This window comes from Haloplanus litoreus (assembly GCF_045690335.1).
In the GTDB taxonomy this organism is placed as follows: Archaea; Halobacteriota; Halobacteria; order Halobacteriales; family Haloferacaceae; genus Haloplanus; species Haloplanus litoreus.
Genome location: NZ_CP147874.1, coordinates 2,704,631 through 2,716,374, shown reverse-complemented (window position 1 = coordinate 2,716,374; position 11,744 = coordinate 2,704,631). Strand labels below are relative to the sequence as shown.

Below are 11,744 nucleotides of genomic sequence, written 5' to 3'. Positions count from 1 at the left end.
AGTGCCCGGTCGTCTGCGCGAACCTCACCCATTAACTGCGTCGGTAAAATAGGGTGCCTATGTTCGAGAAGTCGACGTGGATCAAACTCCCGCGGAACGTCGTCATGGGCCACGGCGTCCTCGACGACCTGGGGGCCGTAGTCGACGACCTCTCGGTGGTCGGTCGGTCGCTGGTCGTCACGAGTCCGACGCCGAACCGCCTCGTCGGCGACCGAGTTCGCGACCAACTGGGGAACGACCCCGCCACGGTCACCGTCGAGCGAGCGGGCTTCGATGCGGTCGACCGGGTCGCCGAGATGGCCGAGGCCGAAGAGGCTACCTACCTCGTCGGCCTCGGCGGCGGCAAACCCATCGACACGGCGAAGATGGTCGCGGACCGTCTCGGCTTCGGCTTCGTCTCCGTCCCCACCGCGGCCAGCCACGACGGTATCGTCAGCGGCCGGTCGTCGATTCCCGAGGGGGACACCCGCCACAGCGTCGCCGCCGACCCGCCACTCGCAGTCGTCGCCGACACCGAGGTCATCGCGGCGGCGCCGTGGGACCTCACCACAGCCGGCTGTGCCGACATCGTCTCCAACTACACCGCCGTCGAGGACTGGCAACTCGCCCACCGCCTGCAGAACGTGGAGTACTCCGAGTACGCGGGCGCACTCTCGCGGATGACTGCCGAGATGCTCGTCGAGAACGCCGCCTCGGTCAAGGAGGGGCTGGAGGAGTCCGCGTGGGTGGTCGTGAAGGCGCTCGTCTCCTCCGGAGTCGCCATGTCCATCGCCGGTTCGTCCCGTCCCGCGAGCGGCGCCGAACACCTCTTCTCTCACCGGCTCGACCGCATCGCCCCCGGCCGTGCGCTCCACGGCCACCAGGTCGGCGTCGGCTCCATCCTCGTCGCCTACCTCCACGAGGGCGAGAAGGGGATGTGGCGGGACATCCGCGACGCGCTCTCGGTCATCGGTGCGCCGACCACCGCCGACGAACTCGGCTTCGACGACGAGACGATCATCGAGGCGCTGACCACGGCCCACCGCATTCGCGACCGGTACACCATCCTCGGAGACGGCATCAGCGAGGCGGCCGCCCGCGAGGCCGCCACCCGGACGGGCGTCATCTGACCCCACGACCCGACCGCGCCGACGGAGCGGAAAAGGGAAGCCGATCCGGACCCGACCGCCGGTATGGCTACGGCCAGTGCAAGCGGTCCGGTCAAGGATCACCCCGCCGCCGTCACCGCGGTGCTCTCCGTCGTGGGCTACACCCTCGTCGTGGGCACCTTCGTGGGCGTGGTTCCCGCATCGCTCTTCCCAGATCTCTCGCTCGGTCAGGTGAACCTGCTCTCGGACGCCATCGCCGTCGTCAACACCACGGCGACGCTCTGTCTGGTCGCCGGATGGCGCTGGATCCGCCGCGACGAGGTGAAAAAGCACGCGGCCGCCATGTCGACCGCCTTCGGGCTCATCCTCTTCTTTCTCGTCCTCTACCTGACGAAGATCGGTGGCGGCGGCACCAAGGAGTTCGTCGGCCCGCAGATCCCCTACCTCGCCTACCTCGCGATGTTGGCGATCCACATCATCCTCTCTATCGTCTCCGTGCCCGTCGTCCTCTACGCCATCGTCCTCGGGTTGACGCACACGCCGTCGGAACTCCGTGAGACCGCCCACGCCCGTGTCGGTCGGATCGCCGCCGGCGCGTGGATCCTCTCGCTCTCGCTCGGCGTCCTCGCTTACCTCCTCCTCAACCACGTCTACAGTTGGCGGTTCATCGAGGCGGCCATCGTCTTCGTCCCGGGCGTCGTCGGGTGATCACTCTCCACCCACGACGAGTACCGGGACCGACGACCGGCGGACGACCCGTTCGGTGACGCTCCCGACCAGATACCGCTCGATGCCGTGTCGGCCGTGTGTCCCCATCACCAGCAGGTCGATCCCGTGTTCGTCGGCGTACTCCAGGATCACGTTCTCGGGGACGCCCTCCACGATGGCGTCCGTGAGTTCGATACCGCGGTCGGTCGCCCGCGCGGTCAGGTCGTCGAGTATCGCCTCGCCCTCGGTCCGGAGCGTCTCCCGAAGGTCCTCGATGGCCAGTTCCGGCGCCTCGTGGGCGAGGCTGTCCGTCTCGACGACGTAGAGGGCGTGAATCGTCGCGTCGTAGCGCTCGGCCATGGAACAGGCGTGTTCGAAGGCCGCTGCCGCCGGTTCACTCCCGTCGGTCGGGATCAGGATGTCGTCGTACATACCCCCCGGTTCGACCCCCCGGGCCGTCAATCTGCGTACCGGTTCCCGAGTGACGGGAACCCGGTAGATGATCGGCCGACCGGCGGCCGACGGTGGGGATTTTTGGGCACCCACCTCGTGGCCCGACGTGTGCGCCTCGCGTTCGTGACGATGACGACGCCCCATCACGGGGGGGGCTGGTACGCCCGTCGGTCGCGGGCAGTCGCCGAGCGACTGGCAGCCCGTGGCCACGACGTGACTCTCGTCTGTCAGCAGTGGTGGGGTGGCGACCACGCGTCCTTCGACTTCGACGGCGTCACCTACCGCCGCGTGACGGCCGACCGCTCCCCGCTGGCGTTCGTCGCGAAACTGCCCTTCGTCCTCAACAGCGTCCGCCCGGACGTAATCCACGTCGCCTCGGAACCCACGCTCGCGGTACCGGCCGCGAAGGCTGCCGCCCGCCTCCGTCGCACGCCCGTGGTCGCCGAGTGGTGGACTCGCCCCGACGACGAGACGGCGAGTTCCTGGCGCCGTCACTGGGCCGCCCGCTCGCCGGACGCCGTGTTCGTTCCCTCGGGAACCGTCGAGACGACGGTGCGGGAGTGTGGCGCCACCCCCGACTCCGTCGAGGTGATCCCCGACAGCGTCGACCTGGCTGGCATTCGGGCCGCTCCCGTCGACCCACGGGCGGACATCGTCTACGCCCGTTCCCTCGACGAACACGCAAACGTCGAGGAGTTCCTGCTGGCTCTCGCGGAACTCCGGCGACGGGAGTGGCGCGCGGCGATCATCGGCGACGGGCCGGCCAGAGCGGCGGCCGAGCGGATGGCCCGGGACCTGCGCATCGACGACCGGGTCGAGTTCCTCGGCGACCTCCCACCGGCCGAGCAGGTTCCGATCCTCAAGGGGGCACAGGTCTTCGCCCAGACGGCCACGTGGGCACCGTTCGCGACCGAACTCCTGCGGGCACTGGCCTGTGGTTGCGTCGGCGTCGTCGAGTACCAGGCCGACTCCGCTGCCCACGAACTCGTCGAGGCGGACCCGCGTGGGTCGCTGGTGACCAGTCCGCGGGAACTCGCCGACGAAATCGTCGCCGCGGCCGAGCTAGAGCACTGGACGGTCAACGAGGATTACGCCCCGTACGATCACGATGCCGTCTGCTCTCGGTACGTCGACTGCTACGACCGTCTCGTGGCCGACTACGGCCTGTTCTGACCGTTTCGGAACGCTTTTCCGCCCGATCCGTCCACGAGTTCCCATGAGCGACGAGCTTGAGGCCGAACTCCGCGAGCAGTTCCGGTCGGCGTTCGAAGACGCCGACTTCCCCGTAACCGACCAGATGGATCTCGTCCCAGCGCTTCCGAACGGGCCGGGCACGCGGTTCGAGGCCGGCGACTTCTCCGTCTCGGCGATGGAACTTGCCGCCAACCTCGATGGCCACCAGGAGTTCCCGTACGAGTCCGTGGACGAACTCGTCGACGACGTGATCGCGGCGCTGAAAGCCGAAGGCCTGCTGTAGGGCAGGACCGGCCACACCCCGGAGCGGGGCCGACCGGGGGAACACGTTTGGTCGCGGCCGTCCAACGACCGCTATGTTCGACATCGAGCGCTACCTCAACGTGCGGAGCGCACACAGCGCCTCCATCGGTCCGGACGGCGACCGCCTCTCCTTTCTCATGGACACCACGGGCGTCCCGCAGGTGTGGACCCTCGACGAACCCGGTGGATGGCCCGAGCAACGCACGTTCTTCGACGATCGAGTCACCTTCGCCTCGTGGTCGCCCGAGCGCCCGGAACTGATCGTCGGCCGTGACAGCGGTGGCGACGAACGTGAGACGTTCTACCGACTCGACGTCGTGTCCGGCGAAATCGCGGACCTGACCCAGCACCCCGACGCGAAACACTGGTTCGGCGGCTGGAGTCCCGACGGCGACCGGTTCGCCTTCGTCTCGAACCGCCGGGAGCACGCCGTCTTCGACGTGTACGTTCAGGAGCGCACGGCGACGGGTGCCGACGCGGAACTGGTCTTCGAAGGCGACGGCTGGCTCTCCGTCGCGGGGTGGAGCCCCGACGGCGAACGACTCCTCCTCACCGAGTCCCACTCCAGTTTCGATCAGGACGTGTACGTCCTGGACGTGGCGACGGGCACGCGCCGGCACCTGACTCCCCACGACGGCGACGTGCGCCACCTGAGCGCCAACTGGGGTCCCGACGGCGAGAACGTCTACTTCGTCACCGACCGCGACGCCGACACGCTCTCGCTCGAACGGATCGACCTCGACACCGGCGACCACTCGCCCGTCGAGGCGGCCGACGACACGACGGCCCTCGCCGACGACGAGTGGAACGTCGACGGCGTCGCCATCGACGAGGACTCCCGCCGTCTGGTCTACACCCGAAACGTCGACGGCTACACCGAACTCGGCGTGGGCGAACTCGTCGCACCCGGGCGACTGGACCACTTCCCCTCGCCCGACCTTCCGCCCTGTGTTGCCGGCGGCGTGAGCTTCGGCCCGGACGGCGACCGCTTCGCACTGACGGTCACCCGCAGCGACGACACCGCCAACGTCTACGTCGTCGACGTGACGACCGGTGACGTGGAGCCCTGGACCCGAGCCTCCACCGCCGGCATTCCGCGTGACTCCTTCGTCGCGCCGGAACTCGTCCACTACCCCTCCTTCGACGGCCTGGAGATTCCGGCCTTCTTCTCCCTGCCCGAGATGGACACCGGCCACGGCGAGACGCCGGTGGTCGTCGACGTCCACGGCGGTCCCGAGTCACAGCGCCGCCCCTCGTTCGGTCGGGTGAAACAGTACCTCCTCTCGCGGGGTTACGCCGTTTTCGAACCCAACGTCCGCGGGTCGACGGGCTACGGCAAGGCCTACACCCACCTCGACGACGTGGAAAAGCGGATGGACTCCGTCGCGGACCTGAAGGCTGGCGTCGAGTGGTTGTACGACCACCCCGCCGTTGACCCCGATCGAATCGCGGTGATGGGCGCCTCGTACGGCGGGTTCATGACGCTCGCGGCGCTCACCACCTACCCCGACGTCTGGGCGGCGGGCGTCGACATCGTCGGCATCGCCAACTTCGTCACGTTTCTCGAGAACACGGGCGACTGGCGGCGCGAACTCCGCGAAGCCGAGTACGGTTCCCTCGACGCGGACCGCGACCTGCTGGAGTCGATCAGCCCGATCCACGACGTCGGCGACGTCGCCGCACCCCTGTTCGTCCTCCACGGCGAGAACGACCCGCGCGTGCCCGTGAGTGAAGCCCACCGCATCGTGGAGGGCGCCCGCGAGGCGGGCGTCCCCGTCCGCGAACTGATCTTCGACGACGAGGGTCACGGCTTCACGAAACTGGAGAATCGGATCGAGGCGTACTCCGCTATCGCGGAGTTCCTCGATACGCACCTCGGCCCGGCGCGGACGTGAGGCCCCGCGCAGCGTCGCCTACGTGGCCGGCTGGTCGTCCGGGTTGGCGGCCCGGTTGGCGACGGTGTTGTCCTCCCCCTCCCGGCGGCGCGGGTCGGCGGCGGCAGCGACGTCTTTGGTCGGGACGTTGCCGTCGTCTTCTTCCTCCTCTTCAGCGGCCTCGGCTTCCTCGTGGTCCTCGGGGTTGGCTGCCCGATTGGCGACGGTGTTGTCCTCGCCTTCGCGGCGGCGCGGGTCGGCCATCTCGGCCACGGCCTTGGTGGACATGGCACCGGCTTCTTCCTCCTCTTGTTCCGCGGCCTCGTGATCCTCGGGGTTGGCCGCCCGATTGGCGACGGTGTTGTCCTCGCCTTCGCGGCGGCGCGGGTCGGCCATCTCGGCCACGGCCTTGGTGGACATGGCACCGGCTCCTTCCTCCTCTTGTTCCGCGGCCTCGTGATCCTCGGGGTTGGCCGCCCGATTGGCGACGGTGTTGTCCTCCCCCTCCCGACGGCGCGGGTCGGCCATCTCGGCCACGGCCTTGGTGGACATGGCACCGGCTTCTTCCTCCTCCGTCTCGGCCCCTTCCTCGGCGTCGGGTTCCGGCTCCGGTTCGGATTCGGCGTCGGGTTCCGGCTCCGGTTCGGATTCGGCGTCGGGTTCCGGCTCCGGTTCGGATTCCGGCTCCGACGGCGATGCGGTCCCCTCCGACCCCGATCCGCCGCCGAAAATCGAGCGGAGCTTGTCGAGCAGACTCATGCTAACGCACCTCCCCACGCGGTGTCGGCGGTGCGGACCGGGCAGCCGACGGGATGCGGCCGCGTCGTCCCCGTCGGTCGGCCTCGCTCACCGCCCAGTGCGGGCGCTCCGCCCGTGGCGACGGTGACGATGGTCAACACGATGCTCGCGACGGCGGCGGCGAGTGTGCCGGCCGTCGATCTTGATCGGTGCATGTCTTTCGTTAACACCACGCTTTGTTATAAAAGTGGGCGTCCAGACGGCCCGCTCCGTTAGAGTCAAACGGTCGCGTGGTGAACGTTCACGCATGAGCGCAGGGCAGGAACAGCGGACCATCCGGTGTCTCGTTGCCAAGGTCGGCCTCGACGGCCACGACCGTGGCGCACACGTCATCGCGCGAGCCTTCCGCGACGCCGGATTCGAAGTGATCTACTCCGGTCTCCATCGGGCGCCCGAGGAGATCGTCCAGGCGGCCGTCCAGGAGGACGTGGACGTCCTCGGGATCTCCATCCTCTCCGGGGCCCACAACACGCTCGTCCCGAAGGTGATCGAGGGTCTGAAAGAGTACGGCGCGTTCGAAGACACCCTCGTCATCGTCGGCGGGATCGTCCCCGACGAGGACCGCGAGGACCTGATCGCGGCGGGTGTCTCCGAGGTGTTCGGTCCCGGCACGCCCATGCAGGAGACTATCGACTTCGTCCGCGACAACGTCCCGAAACGATGAGCGAGGCGAACGCGGAGGAGCTGGTCGCCGACGTCCTCGACGGCGACCACCGGGCGCTCGCTCGGACCATCTCCAAAATCGAGGATCGTTCACCCGGCTACCGCGACATCGTCTCCGACCTCCACGCCCACACCGGCGACGCGGAGGTGATCGGTGTGACCGGTAGTCCGGGCGCCGGCAAGTCCACGCTGGTCGACAAACTCGCCAAGGCCTACCGGGATCGGGGTCTCACCGTCGGTGTCATCGCGGTCGATCCATCCTCGCCGTACACCGGCGGCGCGGTCCTCGGCGACCGCATCCGCATGGCCTCGAACGTCGGGGACATGGACGTGTTCTTTCGGTCGATGAGCGCCCGCGGGCAACTGGGCGGGCTATCGACCGCCACCGCCGACGCGATCAAAGCACTCGACGCCTTCGGCAAGGACCGCATCGTCGTCGAGACGGTCGGCGCCGGCCAGAACGAGGTCGACGTGGTTCGCACCGCCGACACGGTGGTCGTCCTCGTCCAACCCGGCAGCGGCGACGACGTGCAGATGCTCAAAGCCGGCATCCTCGAAATCGGCGACGTGTTCGTCGTCAACAAGGCCGACATGGACGGTGCCGCGACCACCGTCTCGGATCTCCAGGAGATGCTCCACATGCGCGAGGGCGCGACGGCGGCCGGCGCCGGCCACCACGGGGCGGGAGCGATTGCCGACGGGGCGACCGACACGGTCGCCGACGCCGACGGCGAGGAGTGGGACCCCCGAATCGTCGAAACCGTCGCCACCGAAGGGAAAGGGGTTGTGGAACTGATCGACTCCCTCGACGCCCACTACGACCATCTTCGGTCGACCGGCGAACTCGACCGCCGGGCACGGACCCGCTACGCCGAGGAGATCAGGCAACTGCTCCGGGACGACGTGGCCGACCTGTTGGAGGACGAAATAGAACACCGGGGTGGGATGGCGTCGCTCGTCGACGCGATCCGTGCCCGCGAGACCGATCCCTACACCGTCGCCGACCGGATCCTCGACCCGCTGGTCGACTGCGTTCGCCAACGCCGGGAGTGACGGCGCCGTCCGCTCCGACCTCGGTACACTGAAACACCGCGACGGCCATCGGTGGATCATGCCCCTCCGCCGTGCGGTGCCCGCCGCCGTGGGATCGGTTCCACTCGTCACCGAACTCACCGTCGTCGTCTGCTCGCTCGTCGGTCTCAACCTGTGGCGCCGCGTCGTGACGGCGCTGCAACCCAGCCTGTTGGCGACGATTCCGGAGAGGACGGTCCTCCCCGTCGGTCCCCTCCTCGTCGGGGGCGTCCTCCTCGCCGGCGTCGTCTGTTACGGCGCCGGCTACGCGGTCCTCCGGGGCATCGACGTGGGGTTGCGCCCGCCGGCCGCGGCCGACCGCCGGACCCTCGGCCTCGCCGTCGGCGTTCCGCTCGGCATGGTCGCGCTCACGAAAACGGTCGCGGTCTTCACCGGCGTCCCGTACAACGCGTTCACCACGTCGGCGTACAGCGCCGGCACGCCCGTGACGGCAGTCCCGTCGCTGCTCGGCCCGGGACTGCTGGTCGGCGCGCTCTCCCTGACCGTCGTCTGTCAGGTGCTCGTCCAGGGAACGTTCGCGCGGGTCGTCGACGGGCGACGCGCGGCCCTCCTGACCACCGTCTTCGCGGCGGTCGTGTTGACGAGTTCGACCGGCGGTCTCACGGCCTTTCCAGACCGGGGAAAACTCGCCCTCGCGACCGTCTTCGTGGTGACGCTCGCACTCGCCCTGTACGCCGTCGACGAGGTCGACCGCGAGTGGCTGCAGTATCTCGCCTACCTGCCCGTCTCGGCGGTGCTCGGCCTCGTAGTGCTCTCGTGGGCGAATGCCACCGACTCACTCGCCGAACTGCTGTTCGGCGCCACACACGCCGCCGTCCTCGGCTTGGCCGCCACGGGGTACGAGCGGACCGACTCGCTGGTCGTGCCGGCGGCCGCGTATCTGACCGTGCTTCTCGCCAACGAGGTGGTCGTGGTCCTCTTCGAGGCCGGGATGCAGAGCTGGTAGGGTGCGCTCGCGGCCGGCCAGTATAAGTCCACGGCGCCCGAGGATCGGGTATGAAGCTCAGACGCCTCGGGACCGCCGTCGCGGGACTGGGCGCAGCGGCCGCCGTCACCGACCGCCTCCTCCGCGACGCGGCGGGTGAACTCGAACCCGCCCTCGACGCCACCGAGCGGACGTATCGCTGGCGTGGGATGGACGTCGCCTACGCCGAGGCCGGCGATTCGGACGACCCCGACCTCCTCCTCCTCCACGGTATCAACGCCGCCGGCTCGAGCGGGGAGTTCCGCGAAATCTTCGGGACGCTCGCGGAGACACACCACGTGGTCGCCCCCGACTTCCCGGGATTCGGTCGCTCGGACCGCCCACCGCTCCGGTACTCCGCGGCGCTCTACGAGGATTTCGTCGCCGACTTCCTCGGCACGTTCGACGACCCCGCCGTCGTCGCCTCGTCGCTCTCCGGTGCCTACGTCGCGCGCGCGTTGACTCAACGCGTCGACGTGGCGTCGCTCGTCCTCGTCTGTCCGACGACTGTCGCCGGTCCCGACCCGCCGAAGGCGTGGCTCCGCGAACTCCTGCGTGCGCCCGTCGTCGGGAGCGCCCTGTTCGACGCCCTGGTGTCGAAACCCTCGATCCGCTATTTCAACGCCGACCACGCCTACGCCGACCCCGACTCGGTGTCGTCCGCGTGGACCGACTACCAGTGGCGCTCCACGCACCAGCACAACGCCCGTTTCGCCGTCGCCTCCTTCGTCGCCGGCCACTGTAACTCGACGCTCGACCTCGGGGCGACGCTCCGCGACGCGGACGTCCCCCTGACGGTCGTCTGGGGACGAGATGCGACGTTGCCGCCGCTCTCACAGGGCCGGAAACTGGCCGACGAGGCCGGCGCGCGACTCGTCGTGTTCGATCACGCCAAACTCCTGCCACACGTCGAGTATCCCGACGAGTTCGTCGGGACGGTTCGGGACGCCCTCTAGCGCGCCCGTAACACCAGCAAGTCGTCCCCGGTCGTCCGGTTGGTGCCGACGGCCGGTTCGACCATCATCCCGACGGCCACGTCTTCGGGGTCGACGCCGCGGACGACGCCGGTGAGGCGCACGTCGCCGAAGTCGGCGACGGCCGTCGCGTAGGGCTCCTCGTCCTCGAAGTCCGGACCGCCGACGTAACACACCGTGTACGTCTCGACGGTGCCAGTCGCCGGCAACGTCTCCCGGTCGAGGTCCGTCGATCCGCAGTGGGGACACACCCGACGTGGCGGCAGGGAGCCGTGCCCCTCCGCACAGCGCAGGTAGTAGCCCTCGCCGTCGTCGACGGCGGCGAGCCACTCGTCGTAGCCGGCGTCGGTCATCGGTCCACCTCCAGGACGTGGACGACGGCGGAGGCGACGGTTCCGCCCGCGTTGTGGGTCAGCCCGACCGTCGCGTCCTCGACGTGCTCACTGTTCGGGTGATCGCCCCGGAGGAGGCGCGTCATCTCGGCGATCTGACTCCCCCCCGTGGCGCCCACCGGGTGACCTTTCGCCTTCAGCCCGCCCGAGAGGTTCACGGGAAGCTCCCCCGTCGCAGTCGTCTCGCCGCGTCGGGCCGCGCCGATGCCCTCGCCGGCGTCGTAGAAGTCCAGCCCTTCGAGCGCCAGCGCCTCGGCGATGGTGAAGCAGTCGTGGACCTCGACAACGTCGACGTCCGCCGGTTCGCGGCCAGCGTCGGCGTACGCCTCGGCCGCCGCACGCTCGGTCGCCGGCGTGGTCGCGAGGCCCTCGCGGTCCTGTAGCGCGAGGTTGTCGCCCCCCTGACCGGACCCCGTAATCGAAACGGGCGCGTCGAGGTCGTGTTCCTCCGCATACTCGTCGCTGACGAGGACGACGGCGCTCGCGCCGTCGGTCACCGGGCAGGCGTCGAGCAGCCCGATCGGATCGGACACCATCGGCGCGTCCAGTACCTCCTCGACGGTGATAGCCCGGTGGAACTGGGCGTACTCGTTGGGGAGGGCGTTGTCGTGGTTCTTCACCGCGATGTGTGCGAGGTCCTCCCGGTCGCCGCCGAACCGCTCGAAGTACGCCCGCTCCATCAGGGCGTAGGCGCCGGGGAACGTGATCCCCGCGCGAATCTCGTAGAGTTCGTCGGCAGCCGTCGCCAATCCCTCGGTCACGTCCGCCGTCGAGAGGTTGGTCATGCGCTCACAGCCGCCGGCGAGCACCACGTCGCTCTCGCCCGAGCGGACCGTCCGGACGGCTTCGCGGACCGCGACGCCGGCGGAGGCACACGCCTCCTCGTACCGGGTCGCCGGACAGTCGACACCCACCATATCCGCCATGAGCGGGGCTTGGTGGCCCTGTCGCTCGGCCAGCGATCCCATGAAGTTTCCGTAGTTGATCTCCTCGAAGTCGTCGCTTGGGACCCCGGACTCGTCGCGGGCCGCGAGCGCGGCTTCCGCGAACAGGTCGCGTCCGGTGCGCTCCGGCTGTCGCCCGAACTGCGTCAATCCGACGCCGGCGACTCGAACGCCTGTCATGCCGTCACATAGGTGGACGAGCGGATAAAGACCTGCCGGATTCGGTGCCTCTACCGGTCGATATGCCGGCTTCGTGATTCGACGACTGTCATCCGGTTCATCGACGTTCGACGTTTC

At 69.0% G+C, this 11,744-nt stretch carries 14 protein-coding genes; 9 read left to right on the top strand and 5 right to left on the bottom strand.

The genetic code is table 11. From position 1 onward, the window contains the following. The first annotated feature begins 59 nt into the window (after positions 1-59). Together V8686_RS14545 and V8686_RS14540 are read left to right on the top strand one after the other, a co-directional pair. Complete coding sequence (locus V8686_RS14545; protein ID WP_379705377.1) at positions 60-1,109, top strand: NAD(P)-dependent glycerol-1-phosphate dehydrogenase; 1,050 nt, start codon at positions 60-62, stop codon at positions 1,107-1,109. A gap of 63 nt (positions 1,110-1,172) precedes the next feature. Then, positions 1,173-1,796 carry a DUF420 domain-containing protein gene (locus tag V8686_RS14540; RefSeq protein WP_379705374.1) on the top strand — a complete coding sequence of 208 codons (624 nt, stop codon included), beginning with the start codon at positions 1,173-1,175 and terminating at the stop codon, positions 1,794-1,796. On the opposite strand, the gene V8686_RS14535 is transcribed toward V8686_RS14540, so the two are convergent. Next, entirely contained in the window at positions 1,797-2,228 is a 432-nt protein-coding gene (locus V8686_RS14535; protein ID WP_379705372.1) for a universal stress protein, read from the bottom strand. 129 nt (positions 2,229-2,357) lie between these two features. Between V8686_RS14535 and V8686_RS14530 the strand changes: the two genes are divergently transcribed. From V8686_RS14530 to V8686_RS14520, 3 genes are all read left to right on the top strand, one after another. After that, complete coding sequence (locus V8686_RS14530; RefSeq protein ID WP_379705369.1) at positions 2,358-3,422, top strand: glycosyltransferase family 4 protein; 1,065 nt, start codon at positions 2,358-2,360, stop codon at positions 3,420-3,422. A 43-nt stretch (positions 3,423-3,465) separates the two neighbouring features. Further along, positions 3,466-3,726: an MTH865 family protein gene (locus V8686_RS14525; RefSeq protein WP_379705366.1), complete on the top strand. Its 261-nt coding sequence runs from the start codon at positions 3,466-3,468 to the stop codon at positions 3,724-3,726. Positions 3,727-3,799: 73 nt separating this feature from the next. After that, positions 3,800-5,641 carry a S9 family peptidase gene (locus tag V8686_RS14520; RefSeq protein WP_379705364.1) on the top strand — a complete coding sequence of 614 codons (1,842 nt, stop codon included), beginning with the start codon at positions 3,800-3,802 and terminating at the stop codon, positions 5,639-5,641. Positions 5,642-5,659: 18 nt separating this feature from the next. On the opposite strand, the gene V8686_RS14515 is transcribed toward V8686_RS14520, so the two are convergent. Further along, entirely contained in the window at positions 5,660-6,379 is a 720-nt protein-coding gene (locus V8686_RS14515) for a hypothetical protein (RefSeq protein WP_379705361.1), read from the bottom strand. After that, on the bottom strand, positions 6,376-6,573 hold the full coding sequence (locus tag V8686_RS14510; RefSeq protein ID WP_379705359.1) for a hypothetical protein: 198 nt from the start codon (positions 6,571-6,573) through the stop codon (positions 6,376-6,378). Before V8686_RS14510 ends, V8686_RS14515 begins: the two co-directional genes overlap by 4 nt. Before the next feature lie 92 nt (positions 6,574-6,665). Between V8686_RS14510 and V8686_RS14505 the strand changes: the two genes are divergently transcribed. From V8686_RS14505 to V8686_RS14490, 4 genes are read left to right on the top strand one after another with little or no spacing between them, the layout of a single operon-like run. Then, positions 6,666-7,082, top strand: coding sequence for a cobalamin B12-binding domain-containing protein (locus V8686_RS14505; protein ID WP_379705356.1), 417 nt, complete (start codon positions 6,666-6,668; stop codon positions 7,080-7,082). Next, positions 7,079-8,134: a methylmalonyl Co-A mutase-associated GTPase MeaB gene (gene meaB, locus V8686_RS14500; protein ID WP_379705353.1), complete on the top strand. Its 1,056-nt coding sequence runs from the start codon at positions 7,079-7,081 to the stop codon at positions 8,132-8,134. The genes V8686_RS14505 and meaB overlap by 4 nt, the downstream gene beginning before the upstream one ends. 58 nt (positions 8,135-8,192) lie before the next feature. Beyond that, positions 8,193-9,119 carry a hypothetical protein gene (locus V8686_RS14495; protein ID WP_379705350.1) on the top strand — a complete coding sequence of 309 codons (927 nt, stop codon included), beginning with the start codon at positions 8,193-8,195 and terminating at the stop codon, positions 9,117-9,119. A 50-nt stretch (positions 9,120-9,169) separates the two neighbouring features. After that, on the top strand, positions 9,170-10,093 hold the full coding sequence (locus tag V8686_RS14490; RefSeq protein WP_379705347.1) for an alpha/beta fold hydrolase: 924 nt from the start codon (positions 9,170-9,172) through the stop codon (positions 10,091-10,093). Here V8686_RS14490 and V8686_RS14485 read toward each other — a convergent pair. Beyond that, positions 10,090-10,464: a Zn-ribbon domain-containing OB-fold protein gene (locus V8686_RS14485; RefSeq protein ID WP_379705344.1), complete on the bottom strand. Its 375-nt coding sequence runs from the start codon at positions 10,462-10,464 to the stop codon at positions 10,090-10,092. The two genes, V8686_RS14490 and V8686_RS14485, sit on opposite strands and share 4 nt — an antisense overlap. Then, positions 10,461-11,627: a thiolase domain-containing protein gene (locus V8686_RS14480; protein WP_379705341.1), complete on the bottom strand. Its 1,167-nt coding sequence runs from the start codon at positions 11,625-11,627 to the stop codon at positions 10,461-10,463. Before V8686_RS14480 ends, V8686_RS14485 begins: the two co-directional genes overlap by 4 nt. Positions 11,628-11,744 lie beyond the last annotated feature (117 nt).